General features: G+C 62.7%; 26 protein-coding genes. 22 read left to right on the forward strand and 4 right to left on the reverse strand.

Going from position 1 to position 23,863, the window contains the following annotated elements:
• The first annotated feature begins 34 nt into the window (after positions 1 to 34).
• Entirely contained in the window at positions 35 to 421 is a 387-nt protein-coding gene (gene cheY, locus P353_RS13755) for a chemotaxis response regulator CheY (RefSeq protein WP_003059161.1), read from the forward strand.
• A 3-nt stretch (positions 422 to 424) separates the two neighbouring features.
• The gene (locus P353_RS13760; protein WP_034370220.1) at positions 425 to 1,042 is read left to right on the forward strand and encodes a protein phosphatase CheZ; all 618 of its coding nucleotides are present in this window, start codon (positions 425 to 427) and stop codon (positions 1,040 to 1,042) included.
• Positions 1,043 to 1,239: 197 nt separating this feature from the next.
• Here P353_RS13760 and fliE read toward each other — a convergent pair whose 3' ends face one another.
• Positions 1,240 to 1,548 (reverse strand): flagellar hook-basal body complex protein FliE, encoded by a 309-nt coding sequence (gene fliE / locus P353_RS13765; RefSeq protein ID WP_003065477.1) that lies wholly within the window; start codon positions 1,546 to 1,548, stop codon positions 1,240 to 1,242.
• 173 nt (positions 1,549 to 1,721) lie between these two features.
• Here fliE and fliF point away from each other — a divergent pair, with 173 nt between their 5' ends.
• The 13 genes from fliF (at position 1,722) to fliR (ending at position 13,100) form a co-directional block, all read left to right on the forward strand.
• Positions 1,722 to 3,428, forward strand: a complete 1,707-nt coding sequence (fliF, locus tag P353_RS13770; RefSeq protein ID WP_034370224.1) for a flagellar basal-body MS-ring/collar protein FliF — start codon at positions 1,722 to 1,724, stop codon at positions 3,426 to 3,428.
• 116 nt (positions 3,429 to 3,544) lie between these two features.
• Complete coding sequence (gene fliG, locus P353_RS13775) at positions 3,545 to 4,540, forward strand: flagellar motor switch protein FliG (RefSeq protein WP_003059149.1); 996 nt, start codon at positions 3,545 to 3,547, stop codon at positions 4,538 to 4,540.
• On the forward strand, positions 4,533 to 5,360 hold the full coding sequence (locus P353_RS13780) for a FliH/SctL family protein (RefSeq protein WP_034370227.1): 828 nt from the start codon (positions 4,533 to 4,535) through the stop codon (positions 5,358 to 5,360). The genes fliG and P353_RS13780 overlap by 8 nt, the downstream gene beginning before the upstream one ends.
• Complete coding sequence (fliI, locus tag P353_RS13785; RefSeq protein WP_034353135.1) at positions 5,357 to 6,745, forward strand: flagellar protein export ATPase FliI; 1,389 nt, start codon at positions 5,357 to 5,359, stop codon at positions 6,743 to 6,745. Before P353_RS13780 ends, fliI begins: the two co-directional genes overlap by 4 nt.
• Positions 6,746 to 6,778: 33 nt before the next feature.
• Complete coding sequence (gene fliJ, locus P353_RS13790; protein ID WP_034370229.1) at positions 6,779 to 7,243, forward strand: flagellar export protein FliJ; 465 nt, start codon at positions 6,779 to 6,781, stop codon at positions 7,241 to 7,243.
• 2 nt (positions 7,244 to 7,245) lie between these two features.
• A complete protein-coding gene (locus P353_RS13795; protein WP_034370232.1) occupies positions 7,246 to 8,562 on the forward strand; it encodes a flagellar hook-length control protein FliK in 1,317 nt (438 codons plus the stop codon).
• 189 nt (positions 8,563 to 8,751) lie between these two features.
• Positions 8,752 to 9,306, forward strand: coding sequence for a flagellar basal body-associated FliL family protein (locus P353_RS13800; RefSeq protein ID WP_034370235.1), 555 nt, complete (start codon positions 8,752 to 8,754; stop codon positions 9,304 to 9,306).
• 15 nt (positions 9,307 to 9,321) lie between these two features.
• Positions 9,322 to 10,326, forward strand: coding sequence for a flagellar motor switch protein FliM (fliM, locus tag P353_RS13805; protein ID WP_003065459.1), 1,005 nt, complete (start codon positions 9,322 to 9,324; stop codon positions 10,324 to 10,326).
• On the forward strand, positions 10,316 to 10,750 hold the full coding sequence (gene fliN / locus P353_RS13810) for a flagellar motor switch protein FliN (protein WP_003077935.1): 435 nt from the start codon (positions 10,316 to 10,318) through the stop codon (positions 10,748 to 10,750). The genes fliM and fliN overlap by 11 nt, the downstream gene beginning before the upstream one ends.
• Before the next feature lie 34 nt (positions 10,751 to 10,784).
• On the forward strand, positions 10,785 to 11,174 hold the full coding sequence (locus P353_RS13815) for a FliO/MopB family protein (RefSeq protein WP_034370238.1): 390 nt from the start codon (positions 10,785 to 10,787) through the stop codon (positions 11,172 to 11,174).
• Entirely contained in the window at positions 11,167 to 11,916 is a 750-nt protein-coding gene (gene fliP, locus P353_RS13820) for a flagellar type III secretion system pore protein FliP (RefSeq protein WP_034370241.1), read from the forward strand. The genes P353_RS13815 and fliP overlap by 8 nt, the downstream gene beginning before the upstream one ends.
• A gap of 153 nt (positions 11,917 to 12,069) precedes the next feature.
• Positions 12,070 to 12,339, forward strand: a complete 270-nt coding sequence (fliQ, locus tag P353_RS13825; RefSeq protein ID WP_034370243.1) for a flagellar biosynthesis protein FliQ — start codon at positions 12,070 to 12,072, stop codon at positions 12,337 to 12,339.
• Positions 12,336 to 13,100 (forward strand): flagellar biosynthetic protein FliR, encoded by a 765-nt coding sequence (gene fliR, locus P353_RS13830; protein WP_012836874.1) that lies wholly within the window; start codon positions 12,336 to 12,338, stop codon positions 13,098 to 13,100. The genes fliQ and fliR overlap by 4 nt, the downstream gene beginning before the upstream one ends.
• A gap of 139 nt (positions 13,101 to 13,239) precedes the next feature.
• Here the strand turns inward: fliR and P353_RS13835 are convergent, their stop codons facing one another.
• Together P353_RS13835 and P353_RS13840 are read right to left on the reverse strand one after the other, a co-directional pair.
• Positions 13,240 to 13,878 (reverse strand): response regulator transcription factor, encoded by a 639-nt coding sequence (locus tag P353_RS13835; RefSeq protein WP_003077932.1) that lies wholly within the window; start codon positions 13,876 to 13,878, stop codon positions 13,240 to 13,242.
• Positions 13,879 to 13,933: 55 nt separating this feature from the next.
• Positions 13,934 to 15,055 (reverse strand): histidine kinase, encoded by a 1,122-nt coding sequence (locus P353_RS13840; protein ID WP_034370246.1) that lies wholly within the window; start codon positions 15,053 to 15,055, stop codon positions 13,934 to 13,936.
• 112 nt (positions 15,056 to 15,167) lie between these two features.
• On the opposite strand from P353_RS13840, the gene P353_RS13845 reads away from it, so the two are divergent.
• The 7 genes from P353_RS13845 to P353_RS13875 are packed head-to-tail and all read left to right on the forward strand — an operon-like array spanning position 15,168 to position 21,602.
• Positions 15,168 to 15,617, forward strand: a complete 450-nt coding sequence (locus P353_RS13845) for a hypothetical protein (RefSeq protein ID WP_003065446.1) — start codon at positions 15,168 to 15,170, stop codon at positions 15,615 to 15,617.
• Positions 15,618 to 15,659: 42 nt separating this feature from the next.
• On the forward strand, positions 15,660 to 16,022 hold the full coding sequence (locus tag P353_RS13850) for a response regulator (RefSeq protein ID WP_003059121.1): 363 nt from the start codon (positions 15,660 to 15,662) through the stop codon (positions 16,020 to 16,022).
• A 32-nt stretch (positions 16,023 to 16,054) separates the two neighbouring features.
• On the forward strand, positions 16,055 to 18,256 hold the full coding sequence (locus tag P353_RS13855; protein WP_034370249.1) for a chemotaxis protein CheW: 2,202 nt from the start codon (positions 16,055 to 16,057) through the stop codon (positions 18,254 to 18,256).
• A gap of 34 nt (positions 18,257 to 18,290) precedes the next feature.
• Positions 18,291 to 18,779, forward strand: coding sequence for a chemotaxis protein CheW (locus P353_RS13860; protein ID WP_003077929.1), 489 nt, complete (start codon positions 18,291 to 18,293; stop codon positions 18,777 to 18,779).
• Positions 18,780 to 18,796: 17 nt separating this feature from the next.
• Entirely contained in the window at positions 18,797 to 19,711 is a 915-nt protein-coding gene (locus P353_RS13865; protein ID WP_034370253.1) for a CheR family methyltransferase, read from the forward strand.
• A 24-nt stretch (positions 19,712 to 19,735) separates the two neighbouring features.
• Positions 19,736 to 20,467 (forward strand): chemoreceptor glutamine deamidase CheD, encoded by a 732-nt coding sequence (cheD, locus tag P353_RS13870; protein ID WP_034370256.1) that lies wholly within the window; start codon positions 19,736 to 19,738, stop codon positions 20,465 to 20,467.
• A gap of 13 nt (positions 20,468 to 20,480) precedes the next feature.
• Entirely contained in the window at positions 20,481 to 21,602 is a 1,122-nt protein-coding gene (locus P353_RS13875; protein ID WP_198529068.1) for a protein-glutamate methylesterase/protein-glutamine glutaminase, read from the forward strand.
• Between the two features lie 111 nt (positions 21,603 to 21,713).
• Here P353_RS13875 and P353_RS13880 read toward each other — a convergent pair whose 3' ends face one another.
• Positions 21,714 to 23,600: an ATP-binding cassette domain-containing protein gene (locus P353_RS13880; protein WP_034370311.1), complete on the reverse strand. Its 1,887-nt coding sequence runs from the start codon at positions 23,598 to 23,600 to the stop codon at positions 21,714 to 21,716.
• Positions 23,601 to 23,863: the final 263 nt, after the last annotated feature.

Here is a 23,863-nt window from a genome sequence, read left to right on the forward strand (position 1 = left end):
TCCCACGCACCTATTCCGACCGAAAGGGCCTCTCGTGGCTAATGCCCTGCGATTTTTGATTGTTGACGACTTCTCCACCATGCGCCGCATCGTGCGCAATCTGCTCAAGGAGAGTGGCTTTGCCGATGCCGATGAAGCCGAAGATGGTGTGGTTGCCATCACCAAGCTGCGTGCTAGCAAGTTCGACTTTGTGGTGACCGACATCAACATGCCGAACATGAACGGCTTTCAGCTGCTCACCGAGATCAAGCAGGATGAAAAGCTCAAGCATCTGCCGGTGCTGATGGTGACCGCCGAAGCCCGCAAGGAAGATATCGTGGCTGCCGCCCAGGGCGGCGCGGCCGGCTATATCGTCAAGCCCTTCACCAAGGCCACGCTGGAAGAGAAGGTCAATCTCATCATCAAGAAACTCGATCTCTGAGCCATGAGCAGCGACCAGGCTTCCGCCAACGTCCACTACAAGATTGGCGTGCTCACGCGCCAGTTGCATAACTCGCTCAATGAGCTGGGCTATGCGGACCGTTTGCGTGGCAGTGCGGGGGAGCTTCCCGATGCGCAAAGCCGTCTGTCCTATATCGCCCGTCTGACGGGAGAAGCGGCCAACAAGGTGCTGGGTCAGGTCGAGGTAACGCAGAACCGCCAGGATGCGCTGGCCGAGCGTACCCGTGCCATGCGTGCAGAACTCATCAAGGATCCTGTGGCCGCAGTGGCCAAGGGGCGCGTGATGAACTATCTGCAGGAGGTGGAAGAGGGTACGGAGCAGACCAATAGCCATCTGACCGAGATCATGATGGCGCAGGACTTCCACGACCTCACCGGTCAGGTGATTGCTCGTGTGGTGGCCCTGGCGGCCGATCTGGAGTCACAACTGCTGGAGCTGCTGATCCAGACCTCGCCAGATGCCGCGCAGATACCGGCCTTGGCGCCCGTGGAAGCCGCGCAGCCTAAGCTGGCCGGCCCGGTGGTGGATCCCGAAAACACCACCGACGTGGTGACTTCGCAGTCCCAGGTGGATGATCTGCTGGCCAGTCTTGGCTTTTAAAAAATATAGCTGATTGCGCTTTGCAGATAAGCGTTTGAGCCCGAAAAGCCCGATCTTTGAATGGATCGGGCTTTTTTTATGGGGCGCTGCCAGGAGGGTAGGGTGGGCAGGGCGCAAAAAGCCCGCATGTCATCACAACATGCGGGCAAGCCTTGGAGGGCAATCTGCCTTTTGAGCGATGTGCGGCGTCGCGCCGATCACACCTGCATATTCATCACATCGGAGTAAGCCTGCACCAGGCGGTTGCGCACATGCAGCGTGGCCTGAAAGCCGATCTGCGACTTTTGCATGGCCACCATGGTCTGCTCCAGGCTGACCGCGGGGTTTTCCAGCTGCACTTCGCGCTGCAGCTGGCCGGAATGGTTTTGAGCGGCGCTCACCGATTGCAGTGCGTTTTGCAGGGCCTGACCGAAGCCGCCGGCCACGGGCGCGGTGCCGGCGCTGCCGACCTTGGTGAGCTGGTTGCCCAGCTGGGCGGGGTTGATTGCTGGGATCTTCAGGTCCATATATTTATCCAACTGGCTTGGTGAGTTGGAGGTGATCGTAGGTTTTTCGCTTGATCGCAGACGGGCAATAAGTGGGTGAATCGGCTTGCTTATCGGGGGAACGCCATGGGCCCGAGTCCGAATAATCCACTGGACGCTAGACCTCGTGTGGGGTCTGACACCATGGAATCAAGATGTCTGCTGTAGCTGAAGTACCTGTCCCCAATGCCGTGCCCGGTGCCACGTATGCGCCCCGCCCTGCGCTTGCGCAGCGCTGGAATGCGCTCGACCGTGGCCAACGTCTTCGCTGGGGCGCGCTGGCGGCCTTGGTCGCTGTAGGCCTGGTGGCGGCGGCGGTGTTCTATCGCCAGCCCGATTACAAGATGCTGTTCTCCAACGTCAGCGACAAGGATGGCGGTGCCATCGTGGCGCAGCTGACGCAGATGAACGTGCCCTACAAGTACAGCGAGGGCGGCGGCGCCATCCTCATCCCCGCAGACCGTGTGCACGATGTGCGCCTGAAGCTGGCCACGCAAGGTCTGCCCAAGGGCTCTGTGACGGGCTTCGAGCTGATGGAGAACAGCAAGTTCGGCATCACCCAGTTTCAGGAACGCCTCAATTTCCAGCGCGGCCTGGAAGGCGAGCTGACCCGCTCCATCCTCGCGCTCAATGCCGTGCAAAGTGCCCGCGTGCATCTGGCCCTGCCCAATCAGAACGGATTTTTTCGCGAGCAGCAAAAGCCTTCGGCTTCCGTGCTGCTGAGCCTGCATCCGGGTCGCATGCTGGACCGTGCGCAGATCGCGGGCATCGTGCATCTGGTGGCCTCCAGCGTGCCCGAGATGGAGCCTTCGGCCGTGAGCGTGGTGGACGACACCGGCAAGCTGCTTTCGCAGTCGCCTGATGGCAACGCTGGCGGCGTGGACATGCAGCAGTTCCTCTACACCCAGCAGGTGGAGCAGCAATATGTGCGCCGCATTCTGGACATCCTGGAGCCCGTGGTCGGCAAGAACAATGTGAAGGCTCAGGTCTCGGCCGAGCTGGACTTCAGCCAGACCGAGTCAACCTCCGAGCAGCATCGTCCCAATCAGTCCACCGACGGCGGGGCCGTGCGCAGCCAGCAGGTGATGGAAACCAATGGCGAGAAGACGGCCACTCCGCCCACCGGCGTGCCTGGCGCGACCAGCAACCAGCCACCTCAGAACTCCACCGCACCCATCAACGGTGCCAATCCTGCGCCGCAGGCCGCTGGCGCAGGCCAGGGCAATGCCCAGGGCAACAAACGCGAGTCCATCACCAATTACGAAGTGGACAAGACCGTCAAGGTCACACGTGGCAGCACCGGAGCCGTCAAGCGCCTGACGGCTGCGGTGGTGGTCAATGCACCGCTGGCCGCTGCGGCTGGCACCGATGCCGCGACAGCGGCAGCGGCAGCCGCAGTCAGCTCCGGCCTGCGTCCCCTGACGGCGCAGCAGCAGGAGCAGTTGCTCACGCTGGTGCGTGAGACCGTGGGCTATAGCGCCGACCGAGGCGACTCGGTGAATCTGGTTAGTGCGCCTTTCATGGACAGCGGTGCCGCACCTGCCGAGCTGCCGATGTGGAAGGACCCCGAAATTCAGGCCATGGCCAAGAGCCTGGGCGTGCCGATTGCGCTGGCGCTGTTTGGAGCCCTGGTGCTGCTGGGCCTGGTGCGCCCCTTGCTCAAGGGACGCAATACCAGCCCCGGCGGCCAGCTCAATGCCATTGAGGCCGAGGCGCTGGATCGCCCCGCTCTGCCCGCCCCTGCGAAGGAGCTGTCTCCGACCAAGGAGCAGGAGCGACTGGATCAGGCTCGTCATCTGGCCAAACAGAACCCGATCGCGGTGGCGAACATCGTGAAGACATGGATTAACGGAGAAGGCTAGCCCCCTGAGCGGCTGCGCCGCCTAGGCCCTTGATTGCTGTCACTGGCGAAAGAGTCGATGGCAGAGCAGGTGATGAGCTGGCCCGGTTTTGGATCATTGAATAGAGAGTTTTGAATATGGACGATAGAGGTCTGAACGACGCTGCCATCTTGCTGGTCTCCCTCGGTGAGGAAGAGGCGGCCGAGGTGTTCAAACACCTCACGCCCAAGGAAGTGCAGAAGCTGGGCGAGACGATTGCCCGCATGCGCGGCGTGACGCGGGAAAAGGTGGATTTCGTGATCGACCGTTTCACCAGCGATGCTGCGTCGCAGAGTCTGCTGGTGGACGATGCCAGCGACTATGTGCGCTCGGTGCTCAAGCGTGCGCTGGGCGATGACAAGGCGGCGCTGCTGATCGACCGGATCATGCAGGGCGGCGATATCTCCGGCATTGAAAGCCTGAAGTGGATGGATCCGCTGTCTGTGGCCGAGCTGCTGCGCGGCGAGCATCCGCAGATCGTGGCGGCGATTCTGGTGCACCTGGAGTATGAGCAGGCCGCTGCCGTGCTGATGCAGTTTCCCGACCGGGCACGCAGCGAGGTCATGCTGCGCGTGGCCACGCTGGAAGGCATCCAGCCCACGGCACTCAAGGACTTGAACGAAGTGCTGTTCAAGGTGCTGGCGGGTGGCGACAAGGTGCGCAAGACCTCGCTGGGCGGCGTCAAGACCGCAGCCGAAATGCTCAACCAGATGGGCGGCAATGCCGATGTGGCGGTGCTCGATACCATCCGCAACTACGACCCCGAGCTGGCACAGAAGATCATGGACAAGATGTTCGTCTTCGACGATCTGGTCAAGCTCGACGACCGCTCGGTGCAGCTGGTGCTGCGCGAGGTGGTGTCCGAGACGCTGATCGTGGCGCTCAAGGGCGGCTCCATGGAGGTGCGCGACAAGATTCTGGCCAATATGTCCATGCGTGCGGCCGAATCGCTGCGCGAGGACCTGGAAGGCCGCGGCCCCATGCGTCTGTCCGAAGTGGAAGCCCAGCAGAAGGAAATCCTCAAGGTTGTGCGTCGTCTGGTCGAGGAAGGCCAGGTAACCATCGGCTCTGGTCCGGAGGACAGCTATGTCTAAGGGCCAGCCTCCGCGCTCGCACTCGCGCTTTATCCCGCAGGAAGAGATCGACGACAGCACCGTGGTGCAATGGCGCTTCGGCGCGGTGGATGCGCAGAGCGGTGGTGTCTTCGCTCCCGTGCAGCCGGCGGCCTTCATCCCGGCGGGGACAGCGCACTTCAACGGCTTTTCCCCCTCTATTGCCCATCAGCCGCAGGCGCAGCCAGAGGTGCAGGCTGTGGAGCCGGTGGAGCCAGCAGCCCCGGCTTTCGACGAGGAGCAGCTGCAGCAGATGCTGGAGCAGGCACGCGCCGAGGGTCATGCACAGGGTCTGGCCGAAGGCCGCACCCAGACCCAGCAGCAATGGCAGCAGCACCTGGACGACCATATCAATGGAGCGGGTCGCGAGAGCGTGCAACGTGTCGACGGCGTGTTGCAAGGTCTGGACGACAACTTCAAGCAGCTGCAGTCGGGCGTGGCCCAGGAACTGCTGAACCTGGCCTGCGACATCGCACGCCAGGTGGTGCGCCAGGAGCTGCGCAGCCAGCCCCAGGCCTTGCTGCCCGTGATTCGCGAAGCACTGGACATGCTGGTCGACGAGAGCCGCCCGGTGACCGTGCGTCTGAACCCCGCCGATTTCGAGCTTCTCGACGAGGCCCTGCGTGCCGAGCATGGTGCACACAGCCGTATTCAGTGGCTGGGTGATGCCTCGATTGCCCAGGGCGATGTCAAGGTGGAGTCGGGCGGTGCCGAGATCGACGGTGGTCTGGACAAGCGCTGGCGCCGTGCCGTGGCGGCTCTGGGCCTGGTCTCCACCTGGTATGACGGAGACAAGGCATGAACCCCTGGCAGCAGTTCATGAGCCAGGCGCGCGCGCGCTATGCCGAGCCAGTGCCGCTGGAATGCCAGGGCCGTCTGACCCGGCTGACCGGCATGGTGCTGGAGGCTTCGGGGCTGCGCGTGCCCGTGGGGGCGCAATGCCATATTCATCAGCATGGGCAGGAGCCTGTGCTGGCCGAGGTGGTCGGTTTTGCCGGCGAGCGCGCCTTTCTGATGCCTGCGGGCGATATTCAGGGTCTGTCCAGCGGCGCCATGGTGACGCCGGCAGCTCCCTTTGTTCCCGTGCCACAGCTGGGTGTGGTGGAGACCGAGAAGGTCAGCCAGACCGTGGGCGTGCTGCGCCTGCCCATGGGGGATGGCTTGCTGGGGCGGGTGGTGGATTCTCAAGGCATTCCGCTGGACCATGCGGGCGAGCTGGGCAGCGTGGTGCCTGAGGTGCTGGATCGCAACCCCATCAACGCCATGGACCGGGACCCCGTGCGCGAGTCGCTGGATACCGGTGTCAAGGCGCTGAATTCGCTGCTGACCGTGGGTCGCGGCCAGCGTCTTGGTCTGTTTGCCGGCTCGGGTGTGGGCAAGTCCGTGCTGCTGGGCATGATGGCGCGCTACACCCAGGCCGATGTGATCGTGGTGGGCCTGATCGGCGAGCGTGGCCGCGAGGTCAAGGAATTCGTCGAGGACATCCTGGGTGCCCAGGACCGCAGCCGTGCGGTGGTGGTGGCCGCTCCCGCCGATGCGCCGCCGCTGCTGCGCATGCAGGGCGCGAGCTACGCCACGGCGATCGCCGAGCATTTCCGCGACAAGGGCAAGCATGTGCTGCTGCTCATGGATTCCTTGACCCGCTATGCCATGGCCCAGCGCGAAATCGCCCTGGCCATCGGCGAGCCGCCGGCTACCAAGGGCTATCCGCCATCGTGCTTTGCCAAGCTGCCCGCGCTGGTGGAGCGCAGCGGCAACGGCCTGCATGGCGTTGGCTCGATCACGGCCTTCTACACCGTGCTGTCCGAGGGTGACGATCAGCAGGACCCGATTGCCGATGCGGCCCGCGCCATTCTCGACGGTCACGTCGTGCTCTCGCGGGCTCTGGCCGAGACCGGGCATTACCCGGCCATCGATATCGAGCAGTCGGCTTCGCGCGTCATGCACAACGTGGTCTCGCGTGAGCATTTCGAGCTGGCACGTCGCTTTCGCGCCGTCTATTCGCGCTATCAGAAGGGGCGTGATCTGGTGCAGGTCGGTGCCTATGTGCCGGGCTCCGATCCGCAACTGGACGAGGCGATTGCGCTGCAACCCGCCATGACCGGGTTTCTGCAGCAAAGCATGTTTGAAAGCTCCAGCATGGAGCAAAGCCTGGCCGGCATGGCGCAAGCCATGCAGCGGGGCTGAGCATCAACGGGTTAGCCAGAGGGAGAGTCGCAGATGTCGTCCTTGAATGCCTTGAACGTCGCCATTGAAGCCGCAGAACGCAAGCGCGATGCGGCACGCACCACCATGCAGGAGCGCCAGCGTGCTCAGCAGGCGGCGCAGGCCCAGATGGATCAGCTGCAGGGCTATGTCCTTGAGATGCAGGCGCGCTGGGGGGCCCAGGAAGGGCTGGCCGTGCAGCCAGAAGTCATGCATCACCAGTACCAGTTCATGGAGCGCCTGCAGCACGCTATCGGTTTGCAGACCCGGGTCGTGGCTGACCAAGACATTCGGCTGGAGACTGCGCGTCAGGCCCTGCTGGCGGCCGAGCTGCGCGTGACCAGTCTGCAAAAAGTGGTGCAAGCCCGCAGCCGTGATGTGGCGCTGGCTCAGATGCGCCGTGAGCAAAAAGATACCGACGAGCGCGCCACCATGGCCTTTTTTCGACGCAGCTTCGGCCTGCAACTTCAGGAGGCCTGAGCATGGCGGAAACCAGAATTGATGGCCCGCGCGGCGGCGAAGCGCGCACCGGCAAGGCCATGGCGCAGTCCATGAGCTCGGCCAAAAGCGCTGCGACTGCGGCAGGCGAGCCTGGTCAGGGCTTTTCATCGCTGCTTGCATCGCTGGACGGATTGGTGACTGCAGGTCTGCCGCAGACGGCGCTGCAGACCGCCGAGGTGTTGGAGGCGAAGCCGGCGCCAGGCGAGCAGGATGCGTTGCTGATCGCTCAAGGCCATGCGCCGTGGATGAGTCTGGTCGGGCAGACCGCGCAGCTGGACGGGCAGGGTGATGCCGATCTGCGCCAGGGCGTGGCCACCGACTTTCTTTCAGGAAGAGGCCATGCCGCGCAGCTGGCCCATCGCCAGGCTTTGCAGCTCGGGTCCGAGCAGGCGCATGCCGCATTCATGGGCAAGGACTTGCAATCAAATCAGGCTCAAACGTATACGACACAAGCGCAAGCAGCTATTAATTCCGATGCGGCTGCTTTGCCGCCACAGCAGGACGCAGCCGCGCAGGGGCAGAACAGCGTGCACAGCGCGCTGGCTTCGGTGACTGAAGAGGCGCCTGCTGCGCGCGTCGAGCCAGCTGTGCACAAGGCGCAGGCCTTGCCGCAGCAGGGCGTCAGCCTGCAGGGCATGACGGCCGTGCAGCCGCAGGCCCTGGAGGGGCTCAAGGATTTGCTGCGTGCGGCCCGCTCGCCCCAGCAGGATGAAGCTGCGCCACAGGGCAAGATGGCGGCAGTGCAGGGCGGGGCCGACTTGCAGGCCGCAGCGGCTGCCGTCGGGGCAGCCATGGGGGCTGCGAGCGCGGGCATGCAGGGCGGCGGCCAGAACAGCTCCGACTTCGGTCAGAGCCTGGCGGGGCAGGATGCCGCACCTACAGAGCGTGAGCAGGAAGTGTCCGAGCAGGTGGCCTTCTGGGTGCATCAGAAAACGCAGAATGCCGCGCTGTCGATCCAGCATGAGGGCAAGTCGATCCAGGTCCAGGTGCAGCTGAACGGCCAGGAGGCTCATGTACGCTTTGCCGCGGGCGATGAGCAGGCACGCCAGTTGCTGGCCGACGGTCAGGCTCAGCTGCGCGAGCTTTTGCAGGCCCAGGGGCTGAATCTGAGCGGCGTCAGCGTGGATGGGGGCGGCGCCGACGCACGATCCGGGGGGGACAGCCAGGGCGAGGACGCCCGGCGCGGCCAGGCCAGGGTGGCCCGGGTCTCGGTCAATGCTGCCGAGCTGCCCATGGCAGCGGCCGGTGCGCGCAATGGCGCGGGGCCAGTGCAGTCCGGTGTGGACCTGTTCGTGTAGATGATCAGAGCCGGTTCACGGAAACGGTGAGCCGGACATGGCGCGAAACCCGGAATGAAGCCGGGTTTCGCGCTTTTATTCGGGCAATGGTCTGCAGGGCGGGCGGCGAATAATTCAGGCGTGGATCTTCCGTGTCGCGGCAATGGCTGCGAGGTGGATGCAGTCCCCCACTCTTGAGGAATACCCGCCGTGTCAGCCAATCCCAATGCCGCCCCTGTCGCACCTGCTCCTGCCAAAAGCAAGAAGCTGATCGTCATCGTGGCCATCGTTGCCGTGCTGGCCATCGTGGCTGCCGCGGCCTATGTGCTGATGATGCAACGCCAGCACAGCAGCGCCGATGGCGAAGAAGAAGTCAGCGCCAAAGCCACAGTGCCCACTTTCCTGCCTCTGGACAATATGGTGGCCAATCTGGCTGACCCCGGCGGCGACCGCTTTGTGCAACTGGGCATCACGCTGGAGCTGGCCGACGAGAAGACGGCTTCCACCGTCAAGCAATATCTGCCCAGCATCCGCAACGGCATTCTGATGCTGGTGTCCCAGCGCACGGCCGACGAGCTGCTGGCGCGCGAGGGCAAGGAAAAACTGGCCGCCGACATTCTCACCGAGGTCTCGGCGCCGCTGGGCTTCGGCTCGGGTGCCAAGAAGCGCTCGCGCGACGATGAGGACGCCGACGAAGACAGCCCGCGTGCCAATCGCAAGGGGCCTGTGCGTCGCGTGCTGTTCTCCAGCTTCATCATTCAGTAAGCAGGGAGGGAGTGCATGAGCGATTCATTTCTCTCCCAGGAAGAGGTTGATGCTCTTCTTGAAGGCGTTACCGGCGAAAGCCAGCGCTCCGAGGTGGTGGAGGTCGATCTCGGCCAGGTCCGCAGCTACGACATCTCCAGCCAGGAACGCATCGTGCGTGGGCGCATGCCCACCATGGAAATTGTCAACGAGCGCTTTGCCCGCAACTTCCGCATCGGCCTGTTCAACTTCATCCGCCGCAGCCCCGAGGTCTCCGTCGGCACGGTGACGGTGCAGCGCTACAGCGCCTTCCTGCGCGAGCTGGCTGTTCCCACCAATTTCAACATCATGGCCATTCGCCCGCTGCGCGGCAATGGTCTGATCGTCTGCGATCCCTCGCTGGTGTTCGGCGTGATCGACACGCTGTACGGCGGCACGGGTCGTCTGCAGACCCGTATCGAGGGGCGCGACTTCTCGACCACCGAGCAGCGCGTGATCAACCGCATGGTCAATGTGATCTGCGAGGAATACAAAAAAGCCTGGCATGGCATCTATCCGCTGGAGCTGGCCTATCAGCGCTCGGAAATGCAGCCGCAGTTCGCCAACATCGCCACGCCCAGCGAAATCGTGGTCTCCACGGCGTTTCAGCTGGAGATCGGCGATATCTCGGGCTCCATCCACATCTGCATGCCCTATGCAACGCTGGAGCCGATTCGCGATGTGCTGTATTCCTCCACTCAGGGCGATGCCATCGAGGTGGATCGCCGCTGGGTCAAGGTGCTGACGCGGGAAATTCAGGCCGCCGAGGTAACGCTGGTGGCCGAGCTGGCCCGCGCCGATGCCACGGTGGAGCAGCTGCTGGCCATGCGCCCGGGTGACTTTATCGAGCTCGACCGCGAGCCGCTGATTCGCGCCTCCATCGGTGGGGTGCCGGTTTTCGAGTGCCAGTACGGCACGCACAACGACAAATACGCAATCCGCGTGGAACGCAGCCTGCGCGGCGGCGAGACCAGCTGGATGGGAGAGAAGCATGGCAATTGACGACAACAACAAGCCCGCGGGTGACGATCCGTTCTCCGGCTGGGCCGAGGCGCTGGAAGAGCAGCGTCAGCATGACCAGGCCGTCGAAGGCCCCGAGCTGTCCGACCAGGGCGGGCCGCTGGCGGGGGACGCCGCACGCAGCTATGGCGATGTACCGGTGCACGATATCAACATGGTGCTGGACATTCCGGTTCAGCTGTCCGTGGAGCTGGGCCGCACCAAGGTGCCCATCAAATACATTCTGCAACTGGCTCAGGGCTCGGTGGTGGAGCTCGATGCGCTGGCCGGCGAGCCCATGGACGTGTTGGTCAACGGCTACCTGATCGCTCAGGGCGAAGTGGTGGTGGTCAACGACAAGTTCGGTATCCGTCTGACGGACGTGGTGACACCGTCCGAGCGTCTGCGCCGAGTCAGCCGTGGTTGAGAACACGGCCAGCTCTGCGGCAGCGACCCCTTCCATGTGGCCTACGCTGCTGCTGGTCATCTTGTTTGTGGCGGTCATGGCGGCGTTGCCCTGGCTGGTGCGTCGTCTGCAGCAGAAAAACCTGCTGCCGCGCGGCATGGGCATGGCCCGTGGAGCCTCTGCCCTACCGGCGCAGGTGCTGGGCACGCTGGCCATTGGCCCGCAGCAGAGGGTGCTGACCGTGCAGCTGGGTGAGGGGGAGCAGGCCGTGCGCCTGGTGCTTGGCGTGACGGCGCAGCAGATTCAATGCCTGCATGTGCTGCAAGAGCCGTCCGCGTCTTTGCAATCTGCCCGTGCAGCCCATTCACCTGCCGTCTCATCGTTCACTGACTCGCTGATGCGCGCGCAGGCCGACGAAGCGGCCCGGAATTCTGGAAATGTCTAAATTCGTCTCTCGTGCTGCTGCCGCTGTCCTGCTGGTCATGCCCCTGATGGCCGCCGCCCAGGGCGCACCCGCCAGTCTGCCGCTGCTGGTGGGCCAGGGCGCGGGCGGCACCAGCTATTCGGTGCCCATCCAGACACTGCTGTTTTTCACGGCGCTGTCGTTCCTGCCCGCCATCTTGCTGCTGATGACGGGCTTTACCCGCATCGTCATCGTGCTGAGCCTGCTGCGCCAGGCGCTGGGCACGCAGTCCGCGCCGCCCAATCAGGTGGTGATCGGTCTGTCGCTGTTTCTCACCATGTTTGTGATGGGTCCCACGCTGGACAAGGTCTATCAGGACGCCTATCTGCCTTACACGCAAAACAGCATCAGCTTCGAGCAAGCTATGGAAAAAGCCGAAGCCCCCATGCGCGGCTTCATGCTCAAGCAGACGCGCCAGTCGGACTTTGCCCTGTTCAAGCGCCTGGCCAAGCTGGATGCGAATGTCACGGCAGAAACAGCACCTCTGCGTGTGCTGGTGCCGGCCTTTGTGACCAGCGAGCTGAAAACGGCTTTTCAGATCGGCTTCATGATCTTCATTCCGTTTCTGGTCATCGACATGGTGGTGTCTTCCATCCTCATGTCGCTGGGCATGATGATGCTCTCGCCCGTGCTGGTGGCCCTGCCTTTCAAGCTCATGCTGTTTGTGCTGGCCGATGGCTGGAACCTGATCATCGGCTCTCTGGCGGCGAGCTTTGCTACATGAGAGACCCCCTGAGGCGCTTGCCTAGGCGGTCCGCGCCTTCCCCCAAGGGGGACGGCATCCTTGCTGCGAGGCGGCTCTTGCTTGATGCCTCTCACTTAGGCTGCGCTAGTTTCAAGTGCGTTTAATCTTGTCGCTAATGTGGGGAGAAAAACAATGACCTCTCAATTTGTTCTGACCTTTGGCCGCGAGGCGCTGACCCTGCTGCTCATGATCTCCATGCCTGTGCTGGGCGTGGTCATGGGCGTGGGGCTGCTGGTGAGCGTCTTTCAGGCCGTGACCCAGGTGCATGAGGCCACGCTGGCCTTTGTGCCCAAGCTCATCGCTGCGGTGATGGTATTTGCCGTGGCGGGACCGTGGATGCTGTCCACGCTGGTGGACTTTATTCGTCGCACCATAGAGAGCATTCCTGGTTCAGTGGGATGATTTCCTTTAGCGAAGCCCAGATCGCCGCCTGGCTCTCGCCGCTGATCTGGCCGTTTGTGCGCGTGCTGGCACTGTTCACCACGGCGCCTGTGTTTTCTCAGAAAGCCATTCCCATGCGGCTCAAGGTGGGGCTGGCTTTTCTGGTTGCGCTTTGCGCGCAGCCCGTGCTGGGCGAGCAGACTGTGGTCAGCATTGCCTCGGCTCAGGCGCTGGGCACTCTGGTGCAGCAGGTGGTGATTGGCCTGTCCGTGGGTTTTGCCGTGCGCCTGGTGATGGCGGCCATCGAAGTCGCCGGTGAAGTGGTGGGTCTGCAGATGGGCTTGAACTTCGCGTCTTTCTTTGATCCGACCAGCAATGCCCAGCTCAGTGCCGTGGCGCGCTTCATGGTGCAGATCGCCACCTTGCTGTTCATCGTCATCAACGGTCATCTGCTGGTGCTGATGGCGGTTCTCAAGAGCTTTGAGGCCTTTCCCGTCGATGGCAATTTCCTGCAGGCCATCTCCCAGATGCGGATTCACGAGATGGGCAGCGCCGTTTTTGCCAGCGCTTTCTGGATTGCCCTGCCCATGATTGCTATGCTGCTGTTCGTCAACCTGGTGCTGGGCATCATCTCCCGGGTCGCGCCGCAGATGAATATCTATGCCGTGGGCTTTCCGGTCACCTTGACCGTGGGTCTGCTGGGCCTGACGGCCACTCTGCCCTTGCTGGAGCAGCCCCTGGTGGCTCTGCTGCAAAAGGGGATGGCAGTCTTCGGGGTTTAGCGCGAAGCACTATCTGTTTGATAGCTTGGTGCGCATGATGGCAAGGGGATAAGGCCACTTTGGGCTCTGAACGGGAAAGCTGCCCTGGTGCGAGCGCGCAAGCCAGAGATAGCCAGCCGCGCATGGCCTGCCGCGCGCTTCAGGGCGTATCAATCAGGCCGTTCTTGATGGCATATGCGGTCAGCTCCGCGTTGCTGCCCATGCCCAGCTTCTCCAGCACCCGTGCCCGGTACACGCTCACCGTCTTGGGGCTGAGCATCAACTCCTGCGCAATATCGGTCTGGCGCTGACCGCTGGCAATTTTCAGCAGCGTCTGCATCTCGCGCTCGGACAAGGTTTCATGCGGCACGGGGGCGGCAGGCTGGGCCAGGCTGTCGGCCAGCATCTGGGCCACTTCGGCAGTCAGGTATTTGCGTCCGCTGTGGACGGTGCGCACGGCGTCGATCAGCAGCACCGGATCCCCCGCCTTGTTGGCATAGCCGGCCGCGCCGGCCTTGATGCTGCGCAAGGCGTACTGGTCTTCGGGGTACATGGAGACCATGATGACGCGGATCTGCGGATGCGTTTCGCGCACGCTGGCCAGCACTTCCAGGCCGCTGCGGCCCGGCATATTGATGTCCAGCAGCAGCACATCGCAAGTTGCGTCGCGCAGTTGCTCACGCAGTTCGGCATAGCTGCCCGCTTCCGCGGTGACGCTGATGTCCGTCGCCTCCGCCAGGGTGTCGCGTATGCCCCGGCGCAAAATGGCATGGTCGTCGCACAGCACCACGTGAATCAAGGTCGCTCTCCCAGGAAGTCAGATGGCGGACCGGGCAAGCGCTTGGTTGGGCGGCTCATGCCTGGATCTCTGCCAGAGGAATGGTGAGAATGATAGAGGTTCCTAGGCCGGGGTGGCTGCTCACATCCAGCCAGCCTTGAATTGTTCGTGCGCGCTCACTTAGTCCTCGAAGTCCAAAAGACTGTGGCTTGTTGCGATCATCCTGGCTCAGGCCTACCCCGTTATCTGTTACTTCCAGTGTCAAAAAACCCTCGTGGTCGGACAAATCCAGCTTCACCTGGCTGGCTTGTGCGTATTTGCTGATATTGGTCAAGGATTCCTGTGCCGTACGGTAGACCACCACCTGTTGCGCGGGGGCTATTTCCATATGTTCACGGCTGGTGTGCAACTGGGCGGGTATGCCTGTGCGGCGCTCGAAGTCCTGGGTCAGCCATTGCACGGCGGCCACCAGTCCCTGGTCCAGAACGGGCGGGCGCAGGTTCTGCATGATGCGCTGGCTGGCACCCAGTGCGTGCTCCAGCATCTCCAGTGCCGATCTGGCATGCTCGCGCTGCTTGCCCTCGGGGCTGTTGCGGATCAGCCAGGCCAGGTCGAACTTGACGGCCGTGAGCGAGCCGCCGATGTCATCGTGAATCTCACGCGAGATATTGGCGCGCTCCTGCTCGATGCTGGTGTGCAGATGTTCGGTCAGCTCGGCCAGGCGCCTTTCGGACTCGGCCAGCTGCAGTGCGGCGCGGCGGCGGGCTAGCCTCGCCTCATGGACCTCCATGGCGCGCTTGATGACATGGGGCAGGCCGTTGATCTGGTCCTTGAGAAGATAGTCACTGATGCCCAGCCGCATGATGTCCACGGCGGCGGATTCGCCGATGGCACCCGACAACAGTACAAAAGGGGGGGCATCGGCACGGTCGCACACCAGGTCCCAGACGTCGAGAGCCGTGAAGCCGGGCAGATGATAGTCCGCCAGAATCAGGTCGAAATCCTGTGTCTCCAGGGCGCCCCGTACCTCCTGCAGACTGTCCACGACCGTGAGCGTGCAGGGCAGCTGCCCGCGCTTGAGGCTCAGGCGTGCCAGAGCCTGATCTGCGACAGAGTCTTCAATATGAAGGATTTTCAAGGTCTGATTCCGGAATTGCATATCGCCAAGGACGCTATCATTGGATACATTTTGGAACATCGAGGGTAGTCGTCAAGTGTGGCCGTGCGGTCGCGGGGCGGGCTGCCGGGCGGTTCATTTCGTGGGGCATGACAGATGGCTGTCATGATGGTTTTACGCAGTTGGAGTAACAATGCAGACGATGCAAAACCCTTCGGGTGTGCCTGCAGTTGCCGTGCCGGTGATGGTGGCTGCGGAGCTGCAGGATGCCTTGCTGGTCACGCTGCGTGATCTGCAGCGTCTTGAAGGGCTGCTGGACCATGCCACGCACAATCTGCTGGAGCGCTTTGAGCAAGTCAACGGGCAATTGTCGCAGCCGGCCTTGCCTGATTCTGCAGCACTGGCTACAGCACGTGAGTCGCTGCGGCTGGCAGTGACCGAGCTCCAGTTTCACGATATGTCGTCTCAGCTGATTGCCCATATGGCACATACCTTGCAAGCCTGCGCTTTCAGGCTCGGGGCTGCCGCCATGGGCAGGGACGAGGATGAGGCGGAGTCCGCCATCAGTCTGCCAAACCTGCCCGAAAAGCCCAATCCCGTCACGCAAAGCGAGATGGATGCCGGCTCTGTGGAGCTGTTTTGAACTTCTACCCTGTTTTCCGTTGCCCGTCTGTTGGAGCTGTACATGCGATCGATTCTGGCTGTTGATGATTCCCCCTCGATGCGAAAGATGGTTTCTTTCACATTGAGCAGTGCTGGTTTTAAGGTGGTGGAAGCCGTCGACGGTGTGGATGCGCTGGAAAAAGCACAGGCGCAAAACATCGATCTGGTGCTGGCCGACCAGAACATGCCGCGCCTGGACGGCATCGGTCTCACGCGCAAACTGCGTGAAAACCCGAAGTTCAAGGGCACGCCCATCTTGATACTGACCACGGAATCCAGCGATCTGATGAAGCAGGCGGGCCGGGCCGCAGGTGCCACGGGCTGGCTGGTCAAGCCCTTCGATCCCAATCGATTGATCGAAGTTATTCAAAAAGTGCTGCGTTAAGCCGATAACAACGAATCACAGCAGGAAACACCATGGCGGATACACACCAGGATGGCGCAGGTTCGGGCGCAGACTTCGACCTTAGCCAGTTCTATCAAATCTTTTTCGAGGAAGCGAGCGAGAACCTCGACCAGATGGAGCAGATGCTGCTCAGCCTGGACCTTTCGGCCGCCAACGATGAAGAGCTCAACGGTATTTTCCGCTGCGCCCACTCCATCAAGGGCGGTGCGGCGACCTTCGGCTTCTCGGATGTGACCGAGCTCACGCACCGCATGGAATCCCTGCTGGATCGCCTGCGCCGCCACGAAATCACGCCCATCCCCGAGATGGTCGATGTGCTGCTGGAGTCGGCGGACGCCAGCCGCAGCCTGCTGGCACGCCACCAGTCCGGTGACGAGGGCGAACCGGTTTCCACAGCGGAACTGGTGGTCCGCATCGAGGCCCTGGCCCAGGGCTTGACCGAGATTCCCCAGGTCAATCGCAGTGCGGCTGCTGCCGAGCCTGCGCAGCCAGCTGCCGCTGTTGTCGCAGTGGCAGCGGATACGCCCGCTCAGGCGCCGGCCCCGGTTGCGGCCCAGGCGGCGGAGCCAGGCCCTGTGATCGGTACCGAGCCTCCCGAGGGTGCGCGCGAGCTGACGATCGAGATCGGCCCGCTGTCCCGCCTGGAGCTGGGCGACGCCATCAAGGAGCTGTTTCGCGATATTCCGGGTCTGGGCACGATTCAGGACCAGGTCGGCACCAAGGCCGATCACCGCCTGTTCAAGGTCAGGACGGTGTCCACCGATGACGAGTTGCGCGATCTGTTTGTCTTCCATGTCTCCAAGGAGCAGGTGCAGATCAGTGATGCGGCCCAGCCGCAGTCCGCAGCCGAGCCGGTAGTCGAGCCGCAAGCCATGGTGGACGAAGAAGCCGCCATGCCGCCTCACAATCTGCCGGCCGAAGAAGCCTACGGCTTTTTTGCGGGCGCTCCGGGCAGCCCCGATGCCCAGCAGAATCAGGAGCAGGCCGCGCTTGGCGGCGCTGGTGGCGTGGCGCAAAAGGCGGCCCCCAAGGCTGCTGCTGCGCATATGGAGTCCACCAGCATCCGCGTGGATGTGAAGAAGGTGGATCAGCTCATCAATCTGGTGGGCGAGTTGGTCATCACCCAGGCCATGCTGGCGCAGAACAGCCAGGGGCTGGATCCGACGACCTATCAGCAGCTGCTGGCCGGTCTGGCCGACCTGGATCGCAACACGCGCGACCTGCAAGAGTCCGTGATGTCGATACGCATGATTCCCATGTCCACCGTGTTCAGCCGTTTCCCGCGCATGCTGCGCGACCTGGCGGGCAAGCTGGGCAAGAAGATCGATCTGGTCACGCTGGGCGAAGCCACCGAGCTGGACAAGGGGCTGGTCGAAAAGATTACCGATCCGCTGACCCATCTGGTGCGCAACAGCGTGGACCACGGCATCGAGATGCCCGAGGACCGCATCGCTGCAGGCAAGTCCGAGCATGGCACGCTGACGCTGGCGGCATCCCATCAGGGCGGCTCCATCGTCATCGAGGTCCGTGACGACGGCAAGGGCATGAATCGCGAGAGGATTCTGAACAAGGCCCGCGAGCGCGGCATGGATGTCTCCGACAGCATGCCCGACAGCGATGTCTGGCAGCTGATCTTTGCGCCTGGCTTCTCTACGGCCGATGTGGTCACCGATGTCTCGGGCCGCGGCGTGGGCATGGACGTGGTCAAGCGAAACATCACCTCGCTGGGCGGCACGGTGGAGATCGAGTCCGTTGCCGGCGTGGGCATGAAGGTGGCGGTGCGCCTGCCGCTGACGCTGGCCATCATGGACGGCATGTCCGTCGGTGTGGGCGAAGAGGTCTATATCCTGCCGCTGTCCTCGGTGGTCGAGTCCTTCCAGGTCAAGGCCGACGATGTCAACACCGTGGCCAATGGCACGCAGCTGGTCAAGGTGCGCGACGAATACATGCCGGTGATCGCGCTGGAGCGCACTTTCCAGGTGCCGCGCGCCGACGAAAACCAGACCAGCAACATCATGGTGGTGGTCGAGGCCGAAGGCAGCCGCGTGGCGCTGCTGGTCGACGAGCTGCTGGGTCAGCACCAGGTGGTGGTGAAGAACCTGGAAAGCAATTACCGCAAGGTGCCCAATGTATCGGGTGCCACCATTTTGGGCGACGGATCCGTGGCGCTGATTCTGGATACGGGCGCTCTGGTGCGCCGTACCCGCCACTGAGGCAGCCGACCCGAACAACGCAGAGAGAGCCGACATGAACATCATCAACAAGACTGCCGAAGGCGTGGCCACCGGGGCCCGCGAATATCTGACCTTCCGCCTGGGCGAGGAGGAATACGGCATCGACATCCTCAAGGTGCAGGAAATCCGTGGCTACGAGCAGCCCACGCGCATTGCCAACGCGCCCGAGTTCATCAAGGGCGTGGTCAATTTGCGTGGCACCATCGTGCCCATCGTGGACATGCGCCTGCGCTTCAACTGCTCCGAGGTGGAGTACAACGCCTTTACCGTGGTCATCATCTTGAACCTGCGCAACCGCGTGGTCGGCATTGTGGTGGACTCGGTCAGCGATGTGATGGAGCTGCCCGCAGATGCCGTGCGTCCTGCACCCGATATCGAAAGCGCCATCGACAGCGGCTGCATCCTGGGTCTGGGTTCGGTGGGCGAGCGCATGCTGATCCTGCTGGACATCGAGAAGCTCATGGGCAATGTCGACATGGGCCTGGTGGCCTCCGAAGCCTGAGCGCGCCAGAGGTCTGTGTGCTGAATCTGGGACGTAATGCGTCATTCGCTGCACCCCCTGCCAGGCTTGAGCAGGATGATGAGGCGCTGCCGGGCGGCATGTCCGGCCCGCTGGCGCAGGGGCGCGAGTTCGTCTGGTCCAACCGCGACTTTGCCCGTGTGCAGGCCCTGATCTACAAGCGTGCCGGCATCAGCTTGCATGATGGCAAGCACGCCATGGTCTACAGCCGTCTGTCGCGCCGCCTGCGCGAGACCGGGCATGAGAGCTTTGTCAGCTATCTGGATTGGCTGGAGAGCATCAATGACGGGCCCGAATGGCAGGAATTCGTCAACGCCCTCACCACGAATCTGACCTCGTTCTTCCGCGAGCAGCATCACTTCGACATCCTGGCTCAGCATCTGCGCAGCCACAAGCCCGGCGGCAATGGCTGGAAGGTGTGGTGCAGTGCGGCCTCCACGGGAGAGGAACCTTACTCCATCCTGATGACGGCCGTGGAGAGTCTTGGCGCCTCGGCCAGTTTTCAGCTCATGGCCAGCGATATCGACTCGCGCGTGCTGGAGACCGCCTCGCGCGGCGTCTACCGGGCAGAGAACCTCAAGGGCGTGAGCACCGAGCGGCTGCACCGCTTTTTCCTGCGCGGGCGCTCGGCCAACTCCGGCATGGTGCGCATCAAGCCGGAGCTGCGCCGCATGGTGGACTTTCTCAACGTCAACCTGATCGCCGGCGATTGGCCGTTCCGGGAGACCTTCGACATCGTCTTCTGCCGCAACGTGATGATTTATTTCGACGCACCGACTCAGCGTCGCGTGCTGGAGCGCATTCATCATGTGATGCGTCCGGGCGGGCTGCTGTTTGTCGGTCATGCCGAGAATTTCAGCGATTCGCGCGATCTGTTCGCGCTCAAGGGCAAGACCGTCTATGAGCGCCAATGAAGCTGAAGGGCAGGGCTGCAAGTCATGAGGAATCTGAGCTCTCCGCTGGAACTGCCAGTTGCTGGCGCTGCCAGACCCCTGCGCGGCAACAGCTTCGTGCCCCAGGGCTATCCTGATCCGGCCATGCCGGCGCCGGTCTCATCGCTGGAGCAGCTCAAGCGCCAGCCGCGCCAGCCCGGCGAGGCCTCGTTCTTCTACTACGACCCGCACTTCCAGCTCAATTCGGCCAAGGTGCTGCCGGGCGAGTATTTTGTCTCGCGCGACGAGATGGCCATCGTCACCGTGCTGGGCTCCTGCATCGCCGCCTGTCTCTGGGATCGCTTCATGCGCATCGGCGGCATGAACCACTTCATGCTGCCCGACGGCGACAGCAGCGATGTCTCGGGGCGCTATGGCTCCTATGCCATGGAGCTGCTGATCAACGAAATGCTCAAGCTGGGGGCGCGGCGCGAATCCATGCAGGCCAAGATTTTTGGCGGCGCCCAGGTCATGGCCAATTTCACGACCATGAATGTGGGCGAGCGCAACACTAGTTTTGTGACAGAGTATCTGCAAACCGAGCGCATTCCCATCGTCTCCGAGGACGTGCTGGACATCTATCCGCGCAAGGTGGTGTTTTTCCCATCCACGGGCAAGGCCATGGTCAAGCGCCTGGCACACGCCCATCCCGAGGCATTGGTGCAGCAGGAAATCACTCGCGGCAACGCGGCTGCGGTGGCACGCAATACGGCGGGCGGCTCGGTGGATCTGTTTTGAGGAAGGTTGAGCGTTGTTAAAGCCAAAAATCCGGGTGATCGTGGTGGACGACTCTGCGCTGGTGCGCAGTCTTCTGGCCGAGATCATCAATCGCCAGCATGACATGGAGTGCATCGGCTCGGCCAATGACCCGTTGATCGCGCGTGAAATGATCCGCGATCTGAACCCCGACGTGATCACGCTGGATGTGGAAATGCCCCGCATGGACGGCATCGATTTCCTCGGGCGGCTCATGCGCCTGCGACCCATGCCGGTGGTGATGATCTCCACGCTGACCGAACGCGGTGCCGAAGTCACCATGCGTGCCCTCGAACTGGGCGCCATCGATTTTGTGGCCAAGCCCCGCGTCGGTGTGGCCAACGGCCTGCAAGAGCTGGCCAGCCAGATCGTGGACAAGATCCGCGTGGCTGCCGTGGCCCAGGTGCATCGCTTGCCGGTGGTGCCGCACGGTGTGGCAGCGGCAGCGAGTGCGGGTGCGGGTGCCAAGCCTGCTGCGCCCCGTGCGCCTGCGGCACCCAGCCTGCTGGGCCGCATCTCGACCGAAAAAATCATCGCCATCGGCGCTTCCACGGGGGGCACCGAGGCGATCCGTGAAGTGCTCACGCATCTGCCGGCCGACTGCCCGGCCATCGTCATCACCCAGCACATGCCGCCGGGCTTCACCACCAGTTTTGCGGCGCGCCTCAACAGCCTGTGCCAGATGACGGTCAAGGAGGCCACGCATGGCGAGCGTTTGCTGCCCGGCCACGCCTATATCGCCCCTGGTGGCAAGCATTTCTCCATCACGCGCAGCGGCGCCAACTATGTGGCCGTGGTCGATGATGCGCCGCCCGTCAACCGCCACAAGCCCTCGGTCGAGGTGCTGTTCAAGTCGGTTGCCGCCAGCGCCGGGCGCAATGCCTACGGCATCATGCTCACCGGCATGGGTGCCGATGGTGCCACCGCCATGCGCGAGATGCGTGATGCCGGCAGCTACAACCTGGTGCAGGACGAGAGCACCTGCATCGTCTTCGGCATGCCCCGCGAAGCCATTGCCCATGGTGCGGCCGACGAGGTACTGCCTCTGCCGCAGATCGCTCATGCCCTGCTGACCAAGCTGCGCGGTGGCTCGGACCAGGTGCATCACCGTATCTAAGATTGCATAAAAAGAGAGCGCCTTGCGCTTGTCAGATAATGACTTCAGGCTTCTAGAGCTTTGAAATCAAGATCTGACAGGCGCAAGGCGCTCTCTTATTTGATGGCCTGATTATTCAGACAGCAAGGTCCAGCGCTCCAGCGCCTCCATCAGCGCTTCATCGATCTCCGCATCGCGCTGGTGCATGGCAACGGCCTTGGTGTTGTCGCTGGCAAACAGGCTGCCGTCGGCCAGCGCTTGCTGAATCTGCTTTTGCTCGCTCTCCAGTGCGGCAATCGTGGCCGGCAGGGATTCCAGCTCGCGCTGATCCTTGTAGCTGAGCTTCTTCTTGGGGCTGGCCGCAGCTTCGGTGCGGCTTGCGACGGGCTTTGGCTCCTCCTTGGGGGTGGACTTGGCCTGCGCGGCTTCGGCCATGGCCTTGCTGCGGCGCGATTGCTCCATCCAGTCCGTCACGCCACCTTCGTATTCACGCCAGTGGCCGGGGCCTTCCCAGGCAATCGTGCTGGTGACCACGTTGTCGAGGAAAGTGCGGTCGTGGCTGACCAGAAAGACCGTGCCGTCATAGCTTTGCAGCAGGTCTTCCAGCATGTCCAGCGTCTCGATGTCCAGGTCGTTGGTCGGCTCGTCCAGCACCAGGACATTGGCCGGTCGCGCAAACAAACGGGCCAGCAGCAAGCGGTTGCGCTCGCCGCCTGACAGCGATCGGACCGGGGAATGCGCACGCGCCGGAGAGAACAGAAAGTCCGCCAGATAGCTTTTGACGTGCTTTTTCTGGTTGCCGATCTCGATCCACTCGCTGCCGGGACTGATGAAGTCCTCCAGCGTGGCATCCAGATTTACCTGATGGCGCATCTGGTCAAAGTAGGCCACCTGCAGATTGCCGCCCAGGCGCACATCGCCGCTGTCCGGAGCCAGCTCGCCCAGGATCATCTTCAGCAGCGTTGTCTTGCCTGCGCCATTGGGGCCCAGCAAGCCGACCTTGTCACCACGCAAAATGGTGCCGCTGAACTTCTCGACGATCTTCTTTTCGCCAAAGGACTTGCTGACATCGGTCAGCTCGGCCACGATCTTGCCCTGATAGCCGTCACCCTTGCCGGATGCGATATCCATGTTCACGCTGCCCAGGACATCTCGGCGCTGGGCACGGCTGGCACGCAACTCCTGCAGACGGCTGATGCGGCTCTGGCTGCGGGTGCGACGGGCTTCCACGCCCTTGCGAATCCAGACCTCTTCCTGGGCCAGCAGCTTGTCCGCCTTGGCGTTGATGACGGCTTCCTGGTTGAGCTGCTCTTCCTTTTGCAGCACGTACTGAGAGAAGTTGCCCGGGTAGGCGCGCAGAATGCCCCGATCCAGCTCCACGATGCGGGTAGCAATGCGGTCCAGAAAGCTGCGGTCGTGGGTGATCGTGATCACGCTGCCCTTGAAGGCAATCAGCAACTCCTCCAGCCACTCGATGGAGTCCAGGTCCAGGTGGTTGGTCGGCTCGTCGAGCAGCAGGACATCGGGGCGTGCCACCAGAGCCTGGGCCAGCGCCACGCGCTTGCGGGTGCCGCCGGACAAGCTGCCTACCAGGGCATTCGGGTCCAGATGCAGGCGCTGCAATGTTTCCTCTACGCGCTGCTCCCAGTTCCAGGCGTCGTAGGCCTCGATCTGCGTCTGCAGCTCGTCCAGATCCTCGCCCTCGCCGCCGGCCAGATAGCGCTCACGAATCGCAATCACCGCCGCAATGCCGTCAGATGCCGACTCGAAAATGGTGTGCGCAGGGTTCAGATCAGGCTCCTGCGCCACATAAGTGATGCGGACCCCGTTCTGCACCTGGAGCTGGCCGTCATCGGCCTTTGCCAGGCCGCCCAGAATCTTGAGCAGCGAAGACTTTCCGGCGCCGTTGCGGCCGATCAGACCGACGCGCTCGCCGGTCTCCAGGGAAAAATTTGCGTGGTCCAAAAGAGCCACGTGCCCGAACGCCAATTGAGCGTCTAACAAAGTAATCAGTGCCATCGTGCCAGCATTATCGTTGGCCGCCATAGAGACAGCGGCCGTAAGGCCGCTGTCTCTATCTCTGTCTAAGGACGCGGCCCAGGCAAAGACCACGCTGGCAGATGAATCTTTTGTGTCAGAAGCGGCGTGGCTAGGGTTTTTCCTATGCTATAGTTCGATTCATCGCAGCAAACGACTGCCTCGCAAAACTTCAAAAGTTCTTGCGCAGCGCCTCGAAAGTTGTGATACACTACAAGGCTTCGCTGATCGCAGCAAGCAACGAG

Origin of the sequence: Comamonas testosteroni, assembly GCF_000761245.1 — a bacterium.
Taxonomy (GTDB): Bacteria; Pseudomonadota; Gammaproteobacteria; order Burkholderiales; family Burkholderiaceae_C; genus Comamonas; species Comamonas testosteroni_C.

Coding starts and splice junctions, on each gene's coding strand:
- P353_RS13760 (WP_034370220.1), top strand. CDS start 425: ATGAGCAGCGACCAGGCTTCCGCCAACGTCCACTACAAGATTGGCGTG.
- fliE (WP_003065477.1), bottom strand. CDS start 1,548: ATGGACCTGAAGATCCCAGCAATCAACCCCGCCCAGCTGGGCAACCAG.
- fliF (WP_034370224.1), top strand. CDS start 1,722: ATGTCTGCTGTAGCTGAAGTACCTGTCCCCAATGCCGTGCCCGGTGCC.
- fliG (WP_003059149.1), top strand. CDS start 3,545: ATGGACGATAGAGGTCTGAACGACGCTGCCATCTTGCTGGTCTCCCTC.
- P353_RS13780 (WP_034370227.1), top strand. CDS start 4,533: ATGTCTAAGGGCCAGCCTCCGCGCTCGCACTCGCGCTTTATCCCGCAG.
- fliI (WP_034353135.1), top strand. CDS start 5,357: ATGAACCCCTGGCAGCAGTTCATGAGCCAGGCGCGCGCGCGCTATGCC.
- fliJ (WP_034370229.1), top strand. CDS start 6,779: ATGTCGTCCTTGAATGCCTTGAACGTCGCCATTGAAGCCGCAGAACGC.
- P353_RS13795 (WP_034370232.1), top strand. CDS start 7,246: ATGGCGGAAACCAGAATTGATGGCCCGCGCGGCGGCGAAGCGCGCACC.
- fliM (WP_003065459.1), top strand. CDS start 9,322: ATGAGCGATTCATTTCTCTCCCAGGAAGAGGTTGATGCTCTTCTTGAA.
- fliN (WP_003077935.1), top strand. CDS start 10,316: ATGGCAATTGACGACAACAACAAGCCCGCGGGTGACGATCCGTTCTCC.
- P353_RS13815 (WP_034370238.1), top strand. CDS start 10,785: ATGTGGCCTACGCTGCTGCTGGTCATCTTGTTTGTGGCGGTCATGGCG.
- fliP (WP_034370241.1), top strand. CDS start 11,167: ATGTCTAAATTCGTCTCTCGTGCTGCTGCCGCTGTCCTGCTGGTCATG.
- fliQ (WP_034370243.1), top strand. CDS start 12,070: ATGACCTCTCAATTTGTTCTGACCTTTGGCCGCGAGGCGCTGACCCTG.
- fliR (WP_012836874.1), top strand. CDS start 12,336: ATGATTTCCTTTAGCGAAGCCCAGATCGCCGCCTGGCTCTCGCCGCTG.
- P353_RS13840 (WP_034370246.1), bottom strand. CDS start 15,055: ATGTTCCAAAATGTATCCAATGATAGCGTCCTTGGCGATATGCAATTC.
- P353_RS13845 (WP_003065446.1), top strand. CDS start 15,168: ATGCAGACGATGCAAAACCCTTCGGGTGTGCCTGCAGTTGCCGTGCCG.
- P353_RS13850 (WP_003059121.1), top strand. CDS start 15,660: ATGCGATCGATTCTGGCTGTTGATGATTCCCCCTCGATGCGAAAGATG.
- P353_RS13855 (WP_034370249.1), top strand. CDS start 16,055: ATGGCGGATACACACCAGGATGGCGCAGGTTCGGGCGCAGACTTCGAC.
- P353_RS13860 (WP_003077929.1), top strand. CDS start 18,291: ATGAACATCATCAACAAGACTGCCGAAGGCGTGGCCACCGGGGCCCGC.
- cheD (WP_034370256.1), top strand. CDS start 19,736: ATGAGGAATCTGAGCTCTCCGCTGGAACTGCCAGTTGCTGGCGCTGCC.
- P353_RS13880 (WP_034370311.1), bottom strand. CDS start 23,600: ATGGCACTGATTACTTTGTTAGACGCTCAATTGGCGTTCGGGCACGTG.